23 protein-coding genes and 3 tRNA genes are annotated in these 20,716 nt (G+C 56.2%); 10 read left to right on the top strand and 16 right to left on the bottom strand.

The genetic code is table 11. The features are described from left to right. Window positions 1-828 precede the first annotated feature (828 nt). From ABI171_RS23855 to ABI171_RS23830, 6 genes are all read right to left on the bottom strand, one after another. Complete coding sequence (locus ABI171_RS23855; protein WP_348095040.1) at window positions 829-1,065, bottom strand: hypothetical protein; 237 nt, start codon at window positions 1,063-1,065, stop codon at window positions 829-831. Window positions 1,066-1,381: 316 nt separating this feature from the next. Further along, the gene (locus ABI171_RS23850; RefSeq protein ID WP_348095038.1) at window positions 1,382-1,531 is read right to left on the bottom strand and encodes a hypothetical protein; all 150 of its coding nucleotides are present in this window, start codon (window positions 1,529-1,531) and stop codon (window positions 1,382-1,384) included. A 65-nt stretch (window positions 1,532-1,596) separates the two neighbouring features. Beyond that, the gene (locus ABI171_RS23845; protein ID WP_348095037.1) at window positions 1,597-2,184 is read right to left on the bottom strand and encodes an NADPH-dependent F420 reductase; all 588 of its coding nucleotides are present in this window, start codon (window positions 2,182-2,184) and stop codon (window positions 1,597-1,599) included. A gap of 222 nt (window positions 2,185-2,406) precedes the next feature. Then, entirely contained in the window at window positions 2,407-3,423 is a 1,017-nt protein-coding gene (locus ABI171_RS23840; protein ID WP_348095036.1) for a pirin family protein, read from the bottom strand. Between the two features lie 110 nt (window positions 3,424-3,533). After that, window positions 3,534-4,148 carry a YceI family protein gene (locus ABI171_RS23835; RefSeq protein ID WP_348095035.1) on the bottom strand — a complete coding sequence of 205 codons (615 nt, stop codon included), beginning with the start codon at window positions 4,146-4,148 and terminating at the stop codon, window positions 3,534-3,536. 85 nt (window positions 4,149-4,233) lie between these two features. Next, window positions 4,234-4,845, bottom strand: a complete 612-nt coding sequence (locus ABI171_RS23830) for an FMN-dependent NADH-azoreductase (RefSeq protein ID WP_348095039.1) — start codon at window positions 4,843-4,845, stop codon at window positions 4,234-4,236. Window positions 4,846-4,961: 116 nt separating this feature from the next. Between ABI171_RS23830 and ABI171_RS23825 the strand changes: the two genes are divergently transcribed. Both ABI171_RS23825 and ABI171_RS23820 read left to right on the top strand, forming a co-directional pair. Next, window positions 4,962-5,858: a LysR family transcriptional regulator gene (locus ABI171_RS23825; protein WP_348095034.1), complete on the top strand. Its 897-nt coding sequence runs from the start codon at window positions 4,962-4,964 to the stop codon at window positions 5,856-5,858. Beyond that, on the top strand, window positions 5,822-6,442 hold the full coding sequence (locus ABI171_RS23820; RefSeq protein WP_348095033.1) for a TolC family protein: 621 nt from the start codon (window positions 5,822-5,824) through the stop codon (window positions 6,440-6,442). Before ABI171_RS23825 ends, ABI171_RS23820 begins: the two co-directional genes overlap by 37 nt. Window positions 6,443-6,767: 325 nt before the next feature. Here ABI171_RS23820 and glmS read toward each other — a convergent pair whose 3' ends face one another. Continuing rightward, window positions 6,768-8,585 (bottom strand): glutamine--fructose-6-phosphate transaminase (isomerizing), encoded by a 1,818-nt coding sequence (gene glmS, locus ABI171_RS23815; protein WP_348095032.1) that lies wholly within the window; start codon window positions 8,583-8,585, stop codon window positions 6,768-6,770. Window positions 8,586-8,746: 161 nt separating this feature from the next. Here glmS and ABI171_RS23810 point away from each other — a divergent pair, with 161 nt between their 5' ends. Continuing rightward, the gene (locus ABI171_RS23810; protein WP_348095031.1) at window positions 8,747-9,211 is read left to right on the top strand and encodes an Lrp/AsnC family transcriptional regulator; all 465 of its coding nucleotides are present in this window, start codon (window positions 8,747-8,749) and stop codon (window positions 9,209-9,211) included. Between the two features lie 65 nt (window positions 9,212-9,276). On the opposite strand, the gene glmU is transcribed toward ABI171_RS23810, so the two are convergent. From glmU to ABI171_RS23780, 6 genes are all read right to left on the bottom strand, one after another. Further along, the gene (glmU, locus tag ABI171_RS23805; RefSeq protein WP_348095030.1) at window positions 9,277-10,635 is read right to left on the bottom strand and encodes a bifunctional UDP-N-acetylglucosamine diphosphorylase/glucosamine-1-phosphate N-acetyltransferase GlmU; all 1,359 of its coding nucleotides are present in this window, start codon (window positions 10,633-10,635) and stop codon (window positions 9,277-9,279) included. 167 nt (window positions 10,636-10,802) lie between these two features. Further along, window positions 10,803-11,393, bottom strand: coding sequence for a hypothetical protein (locus ABI171_RS23800; protein ID WP_348095029.1), 591 nt, complete (start codon window positions 11,391-11,393; stop codon window positions 10,803-10,805). 129 nt (window positions 11,394-11,522) lie between these two features. After that, entirely contained in the window at window positions 11,523-11,855 is a 333-nt protein-coding gene (locus ABI171_RS23795; RefSeq protein ID WP_348095028.1) for a YegP family protein, read from the bottom strand. Between the two features lie 136 nt (window positions 11,856-11,991). Continuing rightward, window positions 11,992-12,978, bottom strand: coding sequence for a tRNA 2-thiocytidine(32) synthetase TtcA (gene ttcA, locus ABI171_RS23790; RefSeq protein WP_348095027.1), 987 nt, complete (start codon window positions 12,976-12,978; stop codon window positions 11,992-11,994). Between the two features lie 12 nt (window positions 12,979-12,990). Then, window positions 12,991-13,389: a dihydroneopterin aldolase gene (locus tag ABI171_RS23785; RefSeq protein WP_348095026.1), complete on the bottom strand. Its 399-nt coding sequence runs from the start codon at window positions 13,387-13,389 to the stop codon at window positions 12,991-12,993. A 7-nt stretch (window positions 13,390-13,396) separates the two neighbouring features. Beyond that, window positions 13,397-14,182 (bottom strand): SDR family NAD(P)-dependent oxidoreductase, encoded by a 786-nt coding sequence (locus tag ABI171_RS23780; RefSeq protein ID WP_348095025.1) that lies wholly within the window; start codon window positions 14,180-14,182, stop codon window positions 13,397-13,399. A gap of 118 nt (window positions 14,183-14,300) precedes the next feature. On the opposite strand from ABI171_RS23780, the gene ABI171_RS23775 reads away from it, so the two are divergent. Both ABI171_RS23775 and ABI171_RS23770 read left to right on the top strand, forming a co-directional pair. Next, entirely contained in the window at window positions 14,301-15,476 is a 1,176-nt protein-coding gene (locus ABI171_RS23775; protein ID WP_348095024.1) for an SAM-dependent methyltransferase, read from the top strand. Window positions 15,477-15,510: 34 nt separating this feature from the next. Next, complete coding sequence (locus ABI171_RS23770) at window positions 15,511-15,705, top strand: DUF2905 domain-containing protein (RefSeq protein WP_348095023.1); 195 nt, start codon at window positions 15,511-15,513, stop codon at window positions 15,703-15,705. A 13-nt stretch (window positions 15,706-15,718) separates the two neighbouring features. On the opposite strand, the gene arsC is transcribed toward ABI171_RS23770, so the two are convergent. From arsC to ABI171_RS23755, 3 genes are read right to left on the bottom strand one after another with little or no spacing between them, the layout of a single operon-like run. Further along, a complete protein-coding gene (gene arsC / locus ABI171_RS23765; protein ID WP_348095022.1) occupies window positions 15,719-16,075 on the bottom strand; it encodes an arsenate reductase (glutaredoxin) in 357 nt (118 codons plus the stop codon). Beyond that, window positions 16,072-17,916 (bottom strand): glutathione-regulated potassium-efflux system protein KefC, encoded by a 1,845-nt coding sequence (kefC, locus tag ABI171_RS23760; protein WP_348095021.1) that lies wholly within the window; start codon window positions 17,914-17,916, stop codon window positions 16,072-16,074. The genes arsC and kefC overlap by 4 nt, the downstream gene beginning before the upstream one ends. Window positions 17,917-17,920: 4 nt before the next feature. Then, window positions 17,921-18,523: an NAD(P)H-dependent oxidoreductase gene (locus tag ABI171_RS23755; RefSeq protein WP_348095020.1), complete on the bottom strand. Its 603-nt coding sequence runs from the start codon at window positions 18,521-18,523 to the stop codon at window positions 17,921-17,923. A gap of 232 nt (window positions 18,524-18,755) precedes the next feature. On the opposite strand from ABI171_RS23755, the gene ABI171_RS23750 reads away from it, so the two are divergent. The 5 genes from ABI171_RS23750 to ABI171_RS23730 all read left to right on the top strand — a co-directional run. Further along, window positions 18,756-19,847 carry a type 1 glutamine amidotransferase gene (locus ABI171_RS23750; RefSeq protein WP_348095019.1) on the top strand — a complete coding sequence of 364 codons (1,092 nt, stop codon included), beginning with the start codon at window positions 18,756-18,758 and terminating at the stop codon, window positions 19,845-19,847. Window positions 19,848-20,017: 170 nt separating this feature from the next. Further along, window positions 20,018-20,103, top strand: a tRNA-Tyr gene (locus ABI171_RS23745). 80 nt (window positions 20,104-20,183) lie between these two features. Continuing rightward, window positions 20,184-20,257 (top strand) — tRNA-Gly (locus tag ABI171_RS23740). Window positions 20,258-20,329: 72 nt separating this feature from the next. Next, window positions 20,330-20,404: transfer RNA gene (locus tag ABI171_RS23735), tRNA-Thr, on the top strand. 167 nt (window positions 20,405-20,571) lie between these two features. Beyond that, a partial coding sequence (locus ABI171_RS23730) for a GTP-binding protein (protein WP_230411639.1) occupies window positions 20,572-20,716 on the top strand: 145 nt, incomplete at its 3' end.

The raw sequence follows: 20,716 nt of genomic DNA, 5'->3' as shown, positions 1-20,716 counted from the left end.
CTCAGATTGACCGTGAAAAGCGGTCATTTGCTGATAAAGCGTCATCCCCGCGAACGCGGGGATCCAACTTAAGTAGGTGATTCAACATGGATTCCCGCGTTCGCGGGAATGACTCGGCAGATAGTTTTGTGCTAAAAAACATGACATCTGAGATAGGTAACTAATCAGGAAATTAATTGATGATGTACGCGGCGGGCTGGATAAAAAGACCGTAGCTGCGCGATATGGAATATCGGTTCAAACAGTTACAACTACTTTGCGCACGGTGGTTGATTTGCATCGTGCGTGGTCCTATGCGATGGCGCTTGCTGCTCTATTTAATGATGTGGACGAGGCGGTAGATCGTTTTATGGGGAAAAATAAAGCCGCTGTTCAGAGGATAATTGGTTGTACCCCGCTCTTGACCGATGAACAATGGCCGAAATTGCGGCCAACTTAGTTGCATAGACGATTTTCGAAAGATTGCTGGGCCAGTACTGCAACGCGGTCTTGGCCAGCGTTCGCGCGCGGTTTCCTGAACGATCGCTTGCGCCTGCATTATCACAGGGCGATCAACCATTTTTCCGTCCACGGTAAATCCAATGCCGTCGAGCAGACCCGCTCCGAAAATATGATGCCAACTCAAATCCAGCGGCTATTTGCAAATGCCCAGAGTAACGGCTATGAAGCACATCAATGTAATGCCTAATGGCTTGCCGATTAATAGTCTCGCAGCGATGCCGATGCTATTTGCTGAAGCGAGCTCTGACCCGCCTGCCGATGCTGCCCAATAGCCGCATCGGGGAATTGCTGCCGCATCACTAGATATCGGCCGACTATTCTTTGCCATCATGGGAAGGTCAAGTTCAAACCGAGCTTCCTGCTAAGGACGAAGGTGACGAGCAACAGGCCCAGGAGCGATAGCACGAAGACTGCGGCCACCTTGCCGCCCGCGCGTAGCACCGCGCGCTTCTCCTTCTCCTTCTCCTTCTTCCCTTGATCGTAATGCCACTTGATGGCGAAGAACATGCCCGTGCCGAGCACGAGAACCTTGAAAGTAACTAAGACTATAGGGATCCAATCCATCATTTTGAGTATTTCCAGGCCATTACTTGACACTATCTATCGTGAGGAGCACTACCTCAAAACGCTGCTTCAGCAGCTCCATTTCTGCTCAAACCATCCTCTCAGGCATCCTGTATAAATGCCTCGTGAATAATGTACCGGAAAGCGCGCTTGAAGCGGCCGTGAATGGCGCGTTAAAAGTGTACCAATCCTAGCCTGTAGTCTTATGTACCTGAAGGTGCATAAGAAAGGCGGAAAGGATGTTTCCCGTGGACTTATACGTTAAAGTACGTCGCGCCGTGATGGTCGAGAACAAGAGTGAGCGTGCCGTTGCGCGCTACTTCAGCATCCATCGCAATACCGTCAGGAAATGTACCAGTTCGCGGCGCCACCTGGCTACCGGCGAGCGCCGGCCCCGGTTTCTCCGACATTGGGGCCGTTCGTGACCATCATCGACGCCATCCTGGAAGCCGACAAGCAAGTTCATGTGAAGCAGCGCCATACGGCGGTGCGCATCCGTCGACCCCAGCGGGCAGTTTTCCTAATTGTCCCTCAGCCCTGCTTAATGAGATTTTTTAGCACGAGCGGCGCTCCCAGTTGCAGAAGGAGTCCACCTTCCGCAATCTTTCCCAACGAAATAGGCGCAAAGCCTAATTGCTCTGCCAGACGAACGACTGCAATAGCTGCGTCCTCGTGATTGCTCGACACAAACACGACACGTCGCCCACCGTTTTGTTGTGGGGCACTTCCCAAAACAGCTGCTGGCAATTGGTTAAAGGCTTTGACCACTTTTGCGCCCGGCAGAGCCGCAGCGACCAAATCTGATGATGGCTGGCCGCCCAACTCTTCCGGTGGGACGCCGTAAGGATTCATCGCATCGATGACAATTTTCCCGTTCCAGTTTGTTGATTCGCGCGCCACTTCCCGGTAGGCCCGGAACGGAATCGCAAAAATCACCGTGTCCGCCTTGAGCGCTTCTTGCAATGTTTTTGGAATGATTTTTTCGCCGAGTTCTTTTGCCAATGCAGCCAGTGTGTCCGGACCACGTGTGTTTGCGATCGCTACGTCAATGCCATTTCTGGCGAAGTGGCGTGCAAGGGCGGTGCCAACATTGCCGGAGCCGATAATAGAGTAAGTCATGATATTTCCTAGTTAGTTAAAATGGATTGCTTGGATTGTTGCTAGCAGTGAATACTGTCCCAGATCGGATTTTTCATGCATAGATCTGAAACGACGGGATATTGAGATGTAACCATCTATTTTTTTAATGCAGGAGTTTCTGCCGGCAACTTCCACACATTCCCTTCCCCCTGAACTATTTCGAGCGCTTGATTTCCGAGGGGCTCATACACGCATTAAGCGTTATTCGACGCGCCCGTCGGCATGCCGCGCGAATCTTTTTCGATTAGCTCCGTGAACCGGCGCGTTGTTTGGCCAAGACCAATCTCCAAACTTTGTCAGGTGATAGTCGGCGTAAGCTCTTCGGAGTTCTTCATCCGAGTTCATGACAAAGGGTCCGTGCTGTGCAACCGGCTCTCCAATCGGACGGCCTTGCAGCATCAGCAACTCACTGGGTTCTGTGCCGTTGATCAACTCGACATCGCTTGTAGAAAACACTTCAATCGCCGATTGCTGATCGACTAGCTGACCATTGATGGTCAAATTCGTCCCCTTGAAGAAGTAAAGCTTGCGACGGGTATCGCTCGCCAAGGCTGGGGGAAGAGACCAGTGCGCACCTGGTGACATCTTGATCGTCCAAATCGCCAGGTCAGCAGAAGGATCAGACGCCCATGAATGTGGGGGCGGTACTGGTGGTCTGGCAGTTGCAGTCATGCTGCCAGCGATGCACACTACTTCTGTGACACCACGACGGCTATCCGTTGAGAGATGACGCGGTATGTCCTTCGACCAGAACATCGTGAAATGCGGATCCGTCATTTTGTGCCGCGCCGGCAAATTGAGCCAGATTTGGAACAACTCCAAAGGATTGGGTTCGTCAGAATTAAGCAAAGGAAACATTTCAGCGTGCACGATACCTCGGCCCGCGGTCAGCCATTGGACATCACCTTCGCCAAAACGCGCGCTTGCGCCTAGCGAGTCAGAGTGATCTATCAGCCCCTTGCGGACAACGGTTACGGTCTCAAAACCACGGTGTGGATGCGATGGGAATCCAGGCACTGTGAGGCCGAAGTACATGCGCCAACCATCTTTTCCTACGAAGTCACGGCCAAGATTGTGACCTGCCAGCGGCGCCGCCGGCCCCAATTCTGAGTTGCCTTTAGGATAAGCGTCATTGTGATATGCGCACACCAGGAATGGATCCAAGGTTTCCCATTGGGAACCGAGTTTGTCGATCTTGAGAATTGCTTGAATGGTCATAACTACTCGCTTAAGTGTCCTGGTCTTTATAAAAATTGCTCGGATCGTATCGCGAATCGATATTGTCCAAAATCTTGGCCCAAGCAATTGGATGGTTCAATCGAAACGGGCTATTCCCGCATCTCGAAAGCGCCAGCGATATTGAGCTTGATCTCGTCGCCAACCAGCGGCAAATAGGTCTTCACACCAAAATCGCCTCTCTTGATAGCAGCGGTTGCTTCGAAGCCCACCGTGTAGGCTTTGGTCATCGGATTGACTCCACTGCCGACAAAATGCGCGTTGAGCACTACCGGCTTTGTCACACCGTGCAACGTGAAATTTCCGGTGATGTCGACTGTTCCATCACCAGTAGGCACGATCTTTGTTGAAACAAAAGTGGCAACAGGGAATTTCGCTACGTCAAACCACTGGTCGCCCTTTAATTCTGTCGTGAGCTTGTTTGCCGTCGTGGTGACGGAGTCCACTGGAATTGAGATATCTAACTTGGACTCGGAAAGCTTTGCCGGGTCTAAGCGCAAGCTACCTGAAGGCCCGGCAAAGATTCCGGTGTAATTCGTGAAGCCCAGGTGAGAAACGGAGAACACAACCTGGGTATGGTATCCATCCACCTTGTAGGTCCCGGGCTTCACACTTTCCAGTTTGACGGACTGAGCTTGTGTGCTGGAAGCAGAACTGCCAACAGCGATAAGAGTTGCCAGAGTAATGTTGAATAAAGAAGGTTTCATAAAAATCCTAAAAAAATGATACGTTTGATGAAATAAAAGTCGTAACAAGTGTGTAACGACTATTCTTAGCCGCGGCGCAAACTCATCAGGCAACGATCGCCGCGATGTCCTTGAGCGCTTGGCTGATGGCAGCTTCCTTGGACTCGGGACTGGATGCAAGCCCCTCGGCGCGGACCACCGTAATGTCGGAAATGCCGAGGAACGACAAAAGACCTGCCAGGTAGCTATCGTGATGCTCTAGCGAAGCAGCAGGACTACCGGCCGCATATATGCTGCCCCGGGAGGCGGCTATAAAGACCTTCTTGTTTTTCGACAGCAGTCCTTCAGGGCCGTTGGGTCCGTAGCGGAATGTTTTGCCAGCGACGGCAACACGGTCAATCCATGCTTTAAGCTGAGTCGGGATGGAGAAGTTGTACATCGGTGCGCCAATGACAACGATATCTGCAGCAATCAATTCCTCCATATAATTTCCGCCTTTTTCCAAATCGGCGATTAGGGCCGGATCTTCAATGACGCTGCCCTGCCAAGCGGCGAGATGGGTTCCCGACAAGTGCAAGACAGGATCAGCAGCAAGGTCGCGATAAACCACATTAATGCCTGGATGCAACGCGACTTCGCGTGCAACGATTTCGGACGACAACTGGCGACTTACCGAATAGGCGCCGAGAACACTAGAATCGAGATGAAGGAGTTTCATGACTGAACCTTTGATGGTGGTGGATGATGTGTAGATGGTGTGCTCTTTTAGATCCCCTGAAAAGATGATATATTGAGATTCAATCCATCTAAATATGGGATACATGGAGAAGGCATATGCTGGACGGTGTTTCGCTTGACCAACTCAGGACCTTCATTGCCGCCGTCGACGAAGGCAGTTTTTCTGCCGCAGCGAGGAAGCTCAATCGCGTCCAATCAGCCGTCAGCGGCTGGGTGACCAGTTTGGAAGGACAGATTGGCGTGAGTCTCTTTGATCGTTCAGGAAGATACCCAAAGCTGACTGCGGAAGGAGCGCTATTGCTCGCGGATGCCCGCAACATCGTGTCTGGCGTCGACACACTGAAAGCACGCGCCAAGCTCATGGCTTCAGGGCTGGAGCCGGAGCTGTCGGTGGTGGTGGACGTGTTCTTTCCTACTGCCGCGATTGCCGATGTTGCCAAAGATTTTGCCAAGCGCTTTCCCTACACACCGCTGCGGTTGTATGTTGAAGGCTTGGGAGCTGCTTACCAGCCGGTTCTGGACGAGCGCTGCAGCTTGGGCATCCTGGCATCATTGCCCATGGTATTTCCGTCGCTGTCGAACACGCGTTTAGGTGAGGTATCTCTCGTGATGGTGGCGGAACGGAGCCATCCGTTAGCGCTGTACAAAGGAAGCATTCCGAAGTCCGAGTTGGCGAAGCACGTCCAACTGGTTCTCACAGATCGCTCGGAATTGATGGCCGGTAAAGACTACGGGGTCATGTCTCCACAGACCTGGCGTTTAGCTGATTTATCGGCTAAACATGCATTTCTCCTGAAAGGCGTTGGCTGGGGCAGCATGCCGCTACACATGATTGAACGAGACCTTGCCGCTGGCGCACTGGTCGTACTAAATGTTGGGGACGTGCCCCAAGGTGGGTTGAAGCTAACGATGTGCGCAGTATATCCAGCGGCTGCCCCTCCTGGCCCGGCAGGGCAATGGTTTATCGAGCGCTTGAACCATTGGCTTCATTAAATTACCTAAGACGTTGTAGCGAAATTAAATTAGATATCAAGAAAAATCGCTCTGATTATGTGCCGACGATTGATCTGACAGGTTCTTACGGTAGTAACTATGTCTCCAATAGCATCACTACACCGAACAACTATGCGACGCGGGCAAAATCTCTTCAGATTGGTTTGCAGGTCAATATCCCGCTCTACTCAGGGGGTATGACAAATGCCGGGGTCAGCGAAGCTGTCTCCAATGCGGGTAAAGCACGCGCCGACTTAGAGGCCGCAAGCCGACAGGCTGCAACCGATGCACAACAGGCGTTTGCTGATGTCGTGAATGGGGTGGAGCAAATCGACGCATTAAATTCAGCCGTCGAATCGGGCGAGAGCGCAGTCAAAGGCAATCGTGCCGGATATCGCCTGGGAATCCGGATCAATCTCGATGTCCTCAATGCCGAGCAGAGCAGCTTTACGCTGCGAAACAGGATCTGGCTAAAGGCCCGTTACGACACCTTGTTGCAATGGCTTAAATTGAAGGCGGCGGCGGGTACCTTGAGAGAGTCTGATTTGCTGGGGATAAATGATTTGCTTGTTCGTGAAAGATAAGGACAAGTTGGCGCGTTGGAAAGTGCCACCCGCAACCTGCTCTGTTATATCAATTGAAAGACTAAAGTCGCTTGTATAGCGCACCTTGAGATATCAAGGAAAACCACACGGATAACCCCCGGAGGTTTTGTGCCCGGGGAAATTGTTTCAACTGGCGCATGCGAATCGGATTTAGCTCCCAATTTTCGATGTAGTTATTAGTCCCCATAATATCTAACATCGAAATTTACAGATAATTTCCGACATTTTGGTCTGTCACGGAATTTTTACCCCTCGTGACAGACTTTATTAGTCATTATCACAATTTTGAAAATAATAAGTTAGCCTATTCCACGGTGACCGATTTTGCTAGATTTCTAGGCTTGTCCACATCAGTCCCGCGCGCCAACGCCGTGTGATACGCAAGCAGTTGCAACGGCACCACGTGCAAGATCGGCGACAGCAAACCATAGTTTTCCGGCAACCGGATCACATGTACGCCTTCGCTCGACTTGATGTGCGAATCGGCATCGGCGAACACATATAGCTGGCCGCCGCGGGCGCGTACTTCTTGCATGTTCGATTTCAGTTTTTCGATCAGCGCATCGTTCGGCGCCACGGTAACCACCGGCATTTCTTCTGTCACTAGCGCCAGCGGGCCGTGCTTGAGTTCGCCGGCGGCGTAGGCTTCGGCGTGGATGTAGGTGATTTCCTTCAGCTTCAATGCGCCTTCGAGGGCGATCGGATAGTGGATGCCGCGGCCGAGGAAGAGTGCGTTTTCCTTGCGTGCGAAGGCTTCGGCCCAGGCGACGATATGCGGTTCCAGCGCCAGCACGCTTTGTAGTGCTGCCGGCAGGTGGCGCATGGCTTTCAGGTGGGCGGCTTCCTGTTCTTCGCTGAGGCGGCCTTTAATTTGGGCCAGCGCCAGGGTCAGCAGGAATAGCGCTGCCAGCTGGGTGGTAAAGGCTTTGGTCGAGGCGACGCCGACTTCGACGCCGGCGCGGGTGATATACGCCAGCGCGCATTCGCGCACCATGGCGCTGGTGGCGACATTGCAGATGGTCAGCGTGTGCGGCATGCCTTGCGCGCGGGCGTGCTTGAGCGCGGCCAGGGTGTCGGCGGTTTCACCGCTTTGCGAGATTGTGACTACCAACGAGTTAGGATTCGGCACGCTGTCGCGGTAGCGGTATTCGCTCGCGATTTCTACATTGACGGGAATCTTGGCGATCGATTCGATCCAGTATTTGGCGGTCAGGCCGGCGTAGTAGCTGGTGCCGCAGGCCAGGATCAGGACCGAGTCGATCTGCTTGAACACATTGAAAGCGCCATCGCCGAACAGTTCCGGCATGATGCCGGTGACGCCTTCAAGCGTATCGGCAATCGCCCGTGGCTGTTCGAAAATTTCCTTCTGCATGTAGTGTTGGTACGGTCCCAATTCGACCGCACTGCTGTAGGCGTGCACGGTTTTGACTTCGCGCTCGACGGCTTTGCCGGCGGCGTCGACGATCCAGACGCGTTGCAATTGCAGGTCGACCACGTCGCCTTCTTCCAGGTAGATGATCTGGTCGGTGGTGCCGGCCAGCGCCATGGCGTCCGAGGCGACGAAATTCTGACCCTGGCCGACGCCGACGATCAGCGGCGAACCCTGGCGCGCGGCGACCACACGATGCGGTTCGTCGACGCAGAACACGGCGATTGCGTAGGCGCCGGTCAGGCGGCGTACGGCTTGCTGCACAGTGGCGAACAGGTCGCCGTTGTACATGTGGTCGACCAGGTGGGCGATCACTTCGGTATCGGTCTGGCTTTCAAAGTGATAGCCGGCCGCTTGCAGCTCGGCGCGCAGCTCGTCGTGGTTTTCGATGATGCCGTTGTGGACCAGGGCGATGCGGTCGCGCGAAAAATGCGGGTGGGCATTGTGGGTTGCGGGCGCGCCGTGGGTGGCCCAGCGGGTGTGGGCGATGCCGGTGAAGCCGGACAGATGGGCTTTCTCAACCTGGATTTCGAGGTCCGCCACACGCGAGGTGCTGCGCGAACGTTGCAGTTTGCCGTCGATATGCAAGGCTATGCCGCAGGAGTCATAACCACGGTATTCGAGCCGCTTCAGTCCTTCCAGCAGGATAGGCGTGACATTGATTTGAGCGACTGCTGCGACGATTCCGCACATGGTTTTCCTCATTGATGGGTGAATGGGCGTATCTTAGGCTAGCGCCGATGAAATAAGATGTCTATATTTATTGTTATTTGATTGAATATTTCATGATATAAATTGTATGAAATAATATTTCATTTGTATTTATAAATATCTCATAAATTGCATATTGCATCATGGACATAGTTTTAGACGAGCTGGATAAGCGCATCTTGAATGCATTGCAGCTGGACGCTTCCCAAACCAATCATCAACTGGCGCAACAGGTGCATGCGTCGCCGCCGACCTGTCTGCGGCGGGTCAAGCGCTTGATCGACGCCGGCGTCATCTTGCGCCAGGTGGCGATCATCGCGCCGGACAAGGTGGGCGCAGGGCTTACGGCGATTGTCGAAGTCACGCTCGACAATCAGGCGGATGAGCGGCTGGTGGAATTCGAGGCGCTGGTGGCGAATGAGCCGATGCTGCTGCAATGCTATCGGGTTTCACCGGGGCCGGATTTCGTGCTGGTGGTGCAGGTGGCGGATATGGCAGCCTACCATGCGCTGGCGCATCAGCTGTTTGCCGCGCAGAAGAACGTGCGCAATGTGCGGACTTATTTTTCTATCTATCGCAGTAAGTTTGATACCAGGCTGGAAGTATGAAAAATGGATAGCGCGGTCGTAACCGGCGGCTATCCATGGATTGCTGATTGAACGCTGCTTTTTGTTTACTTCTTGATCTTCACCGGCCGCTGCCAGCCGTCGATAGTGACCTGGCGCGCCCGCGATACGGTCAGCTTGCCTTCGGGCGCATCCTTGGTCAGCGTGGTGCCGGCGCCGAGCGTGGCGCCTTTGCCGACGCGCACCGGCGCCACCAGCTGGCTGTCGCTGCCGATGAAGGCGTCGTCTTCGATGATGGTGCGGAATTTATTGGCGCCATCGTAGTTGCAGGTGATGGTGCCGGCGCCGATGTTCACGCGTGATCCGACCGTGGCGTCGCCCACGTAGGCCAGGTGATTGGCCTTGCTGTGCGCCGCGACCTGACTGTTTTTCACTTCGACGAAATTGCCGATATGGACGTCTTCACCCAGTTCGGTGCCGGGACGCAGACGCGCATACGGGCCGATTTGTGAAGCGGCGCCGACGATTGCGTCTTCTATGTGGCAGAACGGCTTGATGTTGGCGTCGCGGCCGATGCGGGCGTTCTTGATTACGCAATGGGCGCCGATCACCGCGCCGTCTTCGATGCTGACTTCGCCTTCGAAAATGCAGCCGATATCGATGCTCACATCGCGGCCGCAGTGCAACGTGCCGCGCACATCCAGCCGGGCCGGATCAAGCAGGGTCACGCCTTGTTCCAGCAGGCGGTTGGCGATGTTGCGCTGATGGATGCGTTCCAGTTCGGCCAACTGCACCTTGCTGTTGACGCCTAAGGTTTCTGCGACGGCATCGGGTTGCGCCGACACTACCGGGGTGCCGTCGGCGACCGCGCTAGCGACGATATCGGTCAGATAATATTCGCCCTGTGCGTTGTTGTTGGAGAGTCCGGCCAGCCATTTTTTCAGCTGCACGGTAGGGGCGACCATGATGCCGGTATTGCATTCGCGGGTGGCGCGTTGCTCCGGCGTTGCATCTTTCTGTTCGACGATGCTGATAATCTGACCATTCTGGCGGACGATACGGCCATAGCCGGTAGGGTCTTTCATGTCGACAGTCAGTACGGCCAGCTTGTCGGTGCCGGCGCTGTCGATCAGCCGTTGCAGCGTACTGCTGGCGATCAGCGGTACGTCGCCGTACAGCACCAGCGTCGGTACCGCATCGTCCAGATGTATGGCCGCTTGTGCCACCGCGTGGCCGGTGCCCAGCTGCGGTTCCTGCTTGGCGAAGACCAAGTCGTCCGCCGCCAGCGAGCGCGGCACAGCGTCGCCGCCATGGCCGTAGATGATGCACAAGGTGGTGGGGGACAAGGCGCGCGCCGCGGCAATCACATGCGACAGCAGCGGCTTACCTGCCAGGGGATGCAACACTTTAGGGAGTGCGGACTGCATGCGCTTGCCCATGCCGGCAGCGAGAATGACAATGTTCATGGTCAATATAGAAAGGAAGGTGGAAACGGCGGGTGGGAAATTCTAGCACGTGCAGAGCTGCCAACATGGGCGCTGATGCTGATCGGATAACAATCGGCCGAAACAAAATCGCCCCAAGACCGGTGTGCGGCATTGGGGCGAGCGTGGTTTTTACAGGCTAAGCCGGATTAATAGTGCTGCCAGAAGCCGCCGGAGAAGGCCCAGCTGTTGCCATTGCGGACCCAGTGGCCAGGCGCCCAGAAATAGCCGTCGCGGCGCGCTTCCCAATGGCCGTTGACCCAGTCATGGCGACCATTGTTCCAGCGCCAGTAGCCGCCTATCCAGACATGGTCAGGGCTAGGCGCCTGCGTCATGATCTCGACCCGAGGCGGTGGCGGCGCGACATTGATCACGATAGGCGCGGTGTTGTAGGTATTGTTGATCTGCACCCAGCGGCCGGGATGGAACACCCATCGGCCGCCGTCGTTGCTCCAGTAGGCGTGCTGGAAAACCATGTTCGGGCGCGATTGCTCCCAATGGCCGTTGTTCCAGACGTAGCGGTTGTTTTCCCACTTCCAGTGGCCGCCGATCCAGTAGGAGTCAGGATAGGGAGCCGGCGGCGCGACTTCCACCAGCGGCGCCGGCGGCGCTTGCACTACTTTGACTTCACGGTATTCGACCCGGGTGCGTGGCGGTTCCACAACACAGCCGGCGAGCGATACGGTGGCTGCCGCTACGGCCGACAATACCAAATAACGTTGAAAACGACGACGGTTCATTTATGTCTCCAGAAAAAGATCCTCGGTACTAAACGGTTTGCCGTACGGAATGAATACAGGGATTACAAATACTTGCAATTTACCCGTAGTACGGCGTTCCTGGAGGGTTTAGCCGCCCGCCAAGGTGGCTCAGGCTTCGTCTGTTACATTGGTATTGGGGCCGTTCTTTTTGACGGCGTTGATGCCGGCGTCGCGGGCGCTGGTGGTGCTGTACATCTGGCTGCTGCCGATGACCTGATGATTGGCGGCTTTCAGGTTGAAATAGAATTTGCCGTTGGAAGCCTGGTTGCGGCTATAGCGATCGTCTTGCGCGCTGTTGCTCTGTACAGAAGCGATGCCGTTTTCGGCGGATGCCTTGGCGACATACATCTCGCTGTTGAGCACCACTTCGCCGTCGTCAGAGTAGAGCAGGAAGTAAAACTGTCCATCCACAGACTTCTTGAGTACATAGGACCCTGCCATTGAGCTTCTCCTGATTTTAGTTGCAGACGAAGCGGTGACGAAATAGCTACTTATCCATCCGACCGCCGCTCGTCCACTTTGATTATATAGCTCTGAGGGTTAATTCAATACTGCTGCCTGATTGACGCTTCGACGCTTAATCGACTGCATGCAGCGGAATGATGCTGACCACGGTAGCGCCTGCAGGCGTCGAGCAAGGATCGTCGTCAAACGCAATATCGCCATTCGGATCGGCGATGCCGCTTGCCTTCAATCCGGTGAAGCCGAACAGGTTGCGGTCCATCAGGTGCGATGGCGCCACGGTCGACAGCGAGGCGAAGACATTGTCGACCCGGCCCGGGAATTTCTTTTCCCATTCGCGCAACATGCCCTTGATCTGCTTGCGCTGCAGGTTTTCCTGGCTGCCGCACAGGTCGCAAGGGATGATCGGGAACTGCTTGACCTCGGCATAGCGGATCAGGTCGGCTTCCTTGACGTAGGCCAGCGGCCGGATCACGATCTGCTTGCCGTCGTCCGACTGCAGCTTGGCCGGCATGCTCTTCAGTTTGCCGCCGAAGAACATGTTGAGGAAAAAGGTTTCCATGATGTCGTCGCGATGATGGCCGAGAGCGACCTTGGTCGCGCCCAGCTCGGTGGCGACCCGGTACAGGATGCCGCGCCGCAGCCGCGAACATAGCGAGCAAGTGGTCTTGCCTTCCGGGATCAGGCGCTTGACGATGCTGTAGGTATCCTGGTTTTCGATGTGATAAGCGACGCCGAGTTTTTCCAGGTAGGCCGGCAGGATGTGGTCCGGGAAATTCGGCTGCTTCTGGTCCAGGTTGACCGCCACGATCTCGAAATTGATCGGCGCCCGCTCACGCAAGGTCATCAAAATGTCCAGCAGGGCATAACTATCCTTGCCGCCGGACAGACAGACCATTACCTTGTCGCCGTCTTCGATCATGTTGAAATCGCCGATCGCCTGGCCGACCTGGCGGCACAAGCGCTTGTGCAGCTTGTTGTTTTCGTGGGCGATCTTTTCGATGCCTTTCTGGCTTGGGGCGGCATCGCCGGACGGTGTTGGCGATGGTGGCGCTGATAACTGGTCTTGCATAAGGACTTCCTGCTTCAATAGATCATTCATGGCGGTTCAAACTCAGGCTTTCGGCTTGATGCGGAATACTTCGACGCCGACCGAGCGGCAGTCGGGATAGGCATCGGGTTTTTCGGAAGATACCCGCACCGCACGCACTCGCGGGTGCTCCAGCAAGGCGTTGACGAGGTCGTCGCACAAGGTTTCCTGCAAATGGATATGGCCTTGCGCCATGCGCTTTGCCACGGTGTTGCGCATGAAATTGTAATCCAGCACGTCATCCATATGGTCTTTGGTCGGCGTCGACAGCGCCAACGGTACAAACAGGTCGACATTGATCAGCGCGCGCTGCGTGCCTTGTTTCTCGGATTCGTAGACGCCGATATTGATCTGCACTTCGTAGTCGCGCAGGAACAGGCGACGGCAATCGCTAAGGTCGGGATGGATGAGTGCGGAGAGCATGGTTTTTTCAGTGAGGTTGGAACAGTTGGCCTGGTGCGGCAGTCGTGTCCCGTGGATGAGCTTGCAAATGTTGACCGCCATCGACCAGCAGCGTGCTGCCGGTAATTGCGGAGGAGGCGGCGATAAAGCAGACTGTCGCCGCGATATCTTCCAAAGTGGCTGGATCCGCGGCCTGCAGCGCCAGTTCCTGGCCGCCGGCGTTGGTCACTGCCAGCGCCGGAACGACGGCCACTACCCGTACCTGCGGCGCGAAGGCTTGCGCCAGCAAGGTGGTGGCGGTGTGTAGCGCAGCTTTGGACAAAGTATAGGATAAAAAATCCGGCTGCGGATTGAACAGTTTTTGGTCAAGCAGGTTGATCACCACCGCTTGTGCGCCCGGGGTCTTGAGCGTTGCCGAATACAATTCCTGCGCCAGCTGCAGCGGGGCGGCCAGGTTGTCTTGCATGTGGCGCGCCAGGCCGGCGGATGAAAATGCGGACGCGCTGTCGTGTTCGATATGGCTGGCGTTGTTGACGATGCAACGGACCTCGCCCAGCGCGGCCGCAACGCGGGGCAGCAGCGTGCCGATCGCGTTTTCCTGGTCCAGACGACAACCGATAGCGACCGCTTGGGCGCCTAGCGCCTGGCATTCCTGCAGCAAAGCCGTGAGCGCCGCCGATGCATGGTCTTCCTGATAATGCAGCGCCAGGCGCCAGCCCTCCCGCGCCAGCGCCAGCGCGATGGCACGGCCGACCGCATTGGCGGCGTCGGTGACAAGGGCTACGGCGGGTGGCTGATGGACTGGCATTGGCATGGCGTATTGTTGTTTTGTTATTGACGGTTTACGGGTTAAAGGAGCGTGGGGCCGAGGTACAAATTAAACTTTGGCATCGAGTGCTTTGCGCTTTAGCGTTATCTCCTACAATAGCGCCATGCAATTGCAATTACCCGAAGCTTCGGTCGAAGCACAGCGCGCGTCGCGCCTGTTACACAATCTGATCGCCACTGAAATCCGCCTGCAACACGGCTGGATTTCGTTCGCACGTTATATGGAACTGCTGCTGTACGCGCCGGATCTCGGTTATTACAGCGGCGGTGCGGCAAAACTGGGCAAAGACGGTGATTTTACAACCGCGCCCGAAATTACGCCGCTTTTTGGCGCAACTTTGGCGCATTTGGCAACAGAATTGCTCATTTCATCGCCCGCATTGCAGCCGCAGATACTCGAATTCGGCGCTGGCAGCGGTCAGCTGGCTTTCGATATCCTGAGCGAATTGGCGGCCGGTTCGGATAAACAGACCTCGCTGCAGGCTTATTTCATTATCGAATTGTCAGCGGAACTGCGCGCGCGCCAGCAGCTGAAATTGCGCGAATTTCCGCAAGTACAGTGGCTTGACCGTTTGCCCGAGGCGTTTTCCGGCGTGGTGCTTGGCAACGAAGTGCTGGATGCGATGCCAGTGGAACTGGTGGTGCTGGGCGAGCAAGGGCAGGGCTGGCAGCAGCGTGGCGTCGGCCTGACAGGCGATGATGATCAATTTGTCTACATCGACCGCCCCGCCGATCCAGCCTTGATCGCCCAGATTCCTGAGGCCGATACGTTGACGCCGGGCCACCTGACAGAAGTGCATCCGGTGGCCATCGGCTTCATGCATTCGCTGGCCGCCATGCTGAAAGCGGGGCAGGGCGGCGTCGCCATCTTCTTCGATTACGGTTTTCCGGCGGCGGAATATTATTTGCAGCAACGCGACCAAGGCACCCTGATGTGCCATTATCGCCATCATGCGCATCCCGATCCGTTCTATATGCCGGGTTTGCAGGATGTGACTGCACACGTGGATTTCACCGCGATGGCTGTGGCCGCACTGGATTCCGGGCTGGAGCTGCTGGGTTACAGCAGCCAGGCCGCGTTCTTGCTGGAAGCGGGGATCGGCGAATTGCTGTTACGTACGCCGCCGGAAAACGCCTTGCAATACCTGCCACAAGCCAATGCCATGCAAAAGCTGGTGTCGCCGGCCGAGATGGGCGAATTGTTCAAGGTGCTGGTGGTAGGCGCAGGAGCAGAGTTGCCTGAGCGTTTCAGCCGCCATGACCGCAGCCACCGGCTATAAGGCTTAGCATGACTCTCTACCTTGAAAGCGCCACATGATTCGCTGGATGCTGGTGATTTTCGTCGCCGTGATCGTGTTTTCCAGCGCCTTGCCCTGGCTGGAAAAGCTCGGCCTCGGCCGCTTGCCTGGCGACTTGCGCTTCACCCTGTTCGGCAAGAAATTCTCGCTGCCGTTTGCCTCGACCGTCTTGCTGTCGGTGGTGATTTTCCTGCTGGTGCGCATACTGTAAGCGCCCTGCAAGCTCAGATGCCAAACAAGGGATTGACCAATTCGGGTGGTCGTGCAATCACTGCACGCTGCCGGTAAACCACAATCGGCCGTTGCAGCAATTTCGGATGGGCCGCCACGGCTTCCAGCAATGCCGCCTCATCGGCTTGCGCCAGATTGAGCGCGGCATATTCCGGCTCGTTGTCGCGCAGCATGGCGCCAACCGGACCGCCCAAGGTTCGATGCAAAGCCTGCAGCTGCGCCAGCGTCAACGGCGTCTTCTGGTAATCGACGACCTCCAGCTTGAGTTTCTGTTGCGCGCTGAACTGTTCGGCAATCGCCAGGGCCGCGCGCGATTTCGAGCAGCGCGGGTTGTGGTAAATCGTGATCATGGTGTTTCCTTGGTGGTTTGATCCAGTGGCAATACCTCGTCATCCCAACCACTGGCGGGCATATCCTCGCGCAGGATGCGGTCGTGCGCAAACATTTCTTCGAGTTCTTCGCGCGCTTGCTTGGCGATCGAGACGATTTGCTGCTGGTCCTTTTGATGCGGGTACATGTCGTGCAGGGTTTGCAGGTTGTGTGCACGGAATTTCATGGCGGCCTGACGCGCCCGGTAGGCGCCGAAACCCAGCTTGCGCAAGGCTTCGCGGCCCAGCAGCAGCGCCGATTCGAAGGTTTCGCGTTCGATCACGTTCACGCCGAGATCCATCAAATCAAAATAATGCGTGACGTTGCGGGCGCGCGCAACGATGGGCAGGTCGGGATATTCCTGGCGCACCGCCGCCACCAGTTTCAGACTGCCTTCGATATCGTCCAGCGCCACCACCAGTAGGCGCGCCTTGGCGATGCCGGCGGCGTGCATCAGGTCGATGCGGGTGGCGTCGCCGTAGAACACTTTAAAACCGAAGCGGCTCAGCAGTTCGATCTGGTCGGGGTCGTGATCCAGCACGGTCAGGCCTATTTTGTTGGCGTGCAGCAGGCGCCCGATGATCTGGCCGAAGCGGCCGAAGCCGGCAATGATCACAGGGTTTTCGTTATCGTCGATGTCGTCGTCCGGACGCTTCAGCGCATTCAGGAAATACGGCGCGATGAGTTTGTCGTACAGCACCAGCAGCAAAGGTGTGGTGACCATCGACAAGGCCACCACCACCACCAGGATCGACGAGGTTTCGTCCGAAAACACGCGGGCGGTGGCGGCTGCGCCGAACACCACGAAGGCGAACTCGCCGCCTTGCGAGAGCAGCGCCGCGAACAGGAATTGCTGGGCGCGGGCGATCTGGAATACTTTGCTGAGCAGGTACAGCACAGTGAGCTTGATCGCCAGGAAGCCGGCCACCAGCCCCAGGATCAGCCATGGCCGCGTCAGCAGCAGGCCGAAATCGACCGACATGCCGACTGCGATAAAGAACAAGCCCAGCAGCAAGCCCTTGAACGGCTCCAGGTCGGTTTCCAGCGCATGCCGGTATTCCGAGTCGGCCAGCAGCACGCCGGCCAGGAAGCTGCCCAGGGCCATCGACATGCCAACCGATTCCATCAGCAGGCCGATAGCGATCACCAGCAGCAGCGCAAAGGCGGTAAAGATTTCGCGCAGCTCGGTGGCCGCAATCAGCCGCAGCAGCGGCCGGATCAGATAGCGACCGCCGATGATCAGCGTGGCGATCACCGCCACCACCTTGAGGCCGCCGATCCAGCCCTCGCCGCTGCCATGCGCGACAGCCACCCCCAATAGCGGCACGATGGCAATCATCGGGATCGCGGCTATATCCTGGAACAGCAAGATGGCAAAGCCGGCGCGGCCGGCGGGGGTGCTGGTCAGCTTGCGTTCATTGATGGTGGCGAGGGCGATTGCGGTAGAGGACAGCGACATGCCGAGCGCGGCGATGAGGGCGGTTTTCCAGTCGACGCCGACCGCCACCGCTGCGCCAAACAGCGCCAGCGACACCAGGGTGACCTGAGCCGTGCCCCAGCCGAAAATCGAGCGCCGCAGCGACCACAGGCGCTTGGGGTCCAGTTCCAGGCCGATCATGAATAACAGTAGCACCACGCCGAATTCGGAAAAATGCAGGATATCTTCGACGTTATCGATCAGGCGCAAGCCCCAGGGACCGATCGCCATGCCGGCCAGCAGATAGCCAAGTACCGCGCCGAGTCCCAGACGCTTGGCGATCGGCACTGCCGCGACCGCCGCAGCCAGGTAAATCAATGCATTGAATAAGAGATTCTGTTCCATCGATCTAGCCCGGTTGTTCTGTGAGTTGGATTGCCGTGGCGGCGACATCTGTTGCCGGCATCTCGGGCCAGTTCGGATAGGTCGCCAGCCGTTTGCGGTAGGTCTCGATATACGCCGCCAGGGTTTTCTGGTTGACCTGATGCGCGCCGAACAGCAAGTGCGGCGGCAGCCAGTTCATGCCGCACAGCTGCGCGGTTTGCTGGAATGCAGGCAGAAAGGCGGAGAAGGGCATCAGGTTGTGTCCTTCAGCCTGGTAAGACCGTTCCGAGCCGCCCAATGTGGCCACCAGCCAGAAATCCTTGCCGCGCAAGGCGTCGCCACCGGGACCATAGGCCCAGCCAGGCGTGAAGACCGAATCGACCCATTGCTTCAGCAGCGCCGGCATGCTGTACCACTGGATCGGGTGCTGGAACACCACCAGGTCCGCTTCTTGCAGGAGCGCTTGCTCGCGCCGCACCGGGATATGAAAATCAGGATATAGCTCGTAAAGATCGTGTACCTTGACATTCGGCACCTTGGCGGCGGCCTCGGCCATGCGGCGGTTGGCGCGCGAGTGATGCGGCGTCGGGTGCGCATACAGGATCAGGGTTTGCGGCGGTTTGGTCATGGTCGGCAATGGTGGTTCTGGAAGGAGTCGATGATTAGATAAGGGAAAATGGCTTAGCCGACAGGAGATTCAGAATGAACTGATCATGAAAACAATGCTCACACACCAATCGAGCCTATACTTTGGCAAGCGGTTTTTTTGACCGGCCTTGGTGGCGATGCGCTGTTTATTTGCAGCCACATGCTAGCAGTACTTTCTCAAACATTTTTACTTCTGACAATTCCTGATAAATATGTCTGACAATAAACCGAGTGATCCGACCAGCGATTCAGCAAGTTCCGTTCCCGATGAAGCGGCCGCAGACAAACCTGTCATCGCCGCTGAACCCGGTCCGGCTGCACCGGTGCCGGACGCCGTCAAGGAGTCTGTGCAAGCGCAACCGTCCGCAACCCAGCCACCGCCGGCAGCACAGCCGCAACCGGCGGCAGCAAACGTTTTCAAGAACGCCGACGACTCCGCTCCCTGGCCACAAACCTGGAAGCTGATCGCGGCGAGGTTCCGTGCGCTGTCCGACAAAGCCGGCCGGCGCATGATGCAACGGACCTTGAAGATCGGCATCTCGGCGCGGATTTTCCACCCGGAAGAGGGTGCCAAAGGCTTGCGTGGTCGTACCTTGCAATATCTGGAGGAATCGATCGCACAATGGGTAATGTCGCGCAATGTGCTGGTGTTTATGATTCCTACAGTCAACACCAACGGCCTGGTCCATCCCAGTTCGATCCGTCTGCGCGATTACGCCAAGCATCTCGACGGCCTGGTGCTGCAAGGCGGCGCCGACGTTTCGCCGCAAAGCTACGCGCAAGCCGCGACCCGGCCGGAATGGGGCGGCGACCGGGTGCGCGACATGTACGAGCTGGAGCTGCTGCATGAATTCATCGAAGCCGGCAAGCCGGTGCTGGGGATTTGCCGTGGTTGCCAGTTGATCAATGTCGCGTTCGGCGGCACCTTGTACCAGGACATCGCCACCGATGTGCCGACTTCGATCAAGCACGTGAACGACGAATACGACCGCCTGCACCACGCGATCCAGTTCCCGCCAGGTTCCTCGTTGGCAACTTTGTTCAATACACAAGGCGGTGAACAAAACGAATGGGTGGTGAACTCCATCCATCACCAGGCGGTACGCGATCTGGGACGCGATCTGACGGTGGAAGCCATCTCCGGCAGCGACAACATCGTCGAGGCAATTCGTTACCGCAAGGCAGCTTTTGTCATGGGTTTGCAATGGCATCCTGAATTTCACCGGGCAGGCGGCCCGCAGTTGCTGGATTGCACGCCAATCCTCGATGGATTTTTAAGAGCTGCGCGCGAGACGCGTTTCTGATATTATCTCGCGCCTTGGCCGGTGAAGTGTTTAAAATCACTTTTCCCCGATTCCGGCCTGGCCCGATGTTATTGCAACGGGGAAATTGAAAAACTAAGAAATATTTAGAAGAAATCGATTTCCATAGTTGACACTCGAAGGGTGCTTTACTATAATCTGGGGTTCCCTGCGGAGAGGTGGCCGAGTGGTTAATGGCAGCAGACTGTAAATCTGCCCTCTTACGAGTACGCTGGTTCGAATCCAGCCCTCTCCACCATTTTGGGAAGAAGTAAAAAGCAGTTGCGGTAAAAATTGTTGCGGCGGTAGAAGTGAAGTGAGCTGAATTGAAATGATCTCGCGGGTGTAGCTCAATGGTAGAGCTGAAGCCTTCCAAGCTTATGACGAGGGTTCGATTCCCTTCACCCGCTCCAGTAGATTTGGCAAGAACAGCAAGAACATTAAGTTGGGCGTGTTGTTAATAACGAAAACGCGCGTACAGCATAGCCCTTGTAGCTCAGTGGTAGAGCACTCCCTTGGTAAGGGAGAGGCCACGTGTTCGATCCACGTCAAGGGCACCAGATTTTAGTATCTCGGTTTTATTTTCGGCGCCGGCACTGGCGTCGTAAAAGTTGGATGTCACAATTGATTCGAGTCGCAATACAAGTTGTTATTGATTCGGGTTTTCAATCTGTAAGACGGTCGGGCGCTGGCCTGAACATTCTCATCAAATCTTTAGGAGTCTAAGATGGCAAAAGGCAAGTTTGAGCGGACCAAGCCGCACGTCAACGTCGGCACTATCGGCCACGTCGACCACGGCAAGACCACGCTGACAGCGGCGATCGCGACAGTATTGTCGAAGAAATTTGGCGGCGAAGCCAAAGCGTACGATC

Origin of the sequence: Collimonas sp., assembly GCF_039923675.1 — a bacterium.
Lineage (GTDB): Bacteria > Pseudomonadota > Gammaproteobacteria > Burkholderiales > Burkholderiaceae_D > Collimonas.
The sequence above is the reverse complement of the archived record's forward strand: the minus strand, read 5'-3'. Positions and strand labels throughout refer to the sequence as shown.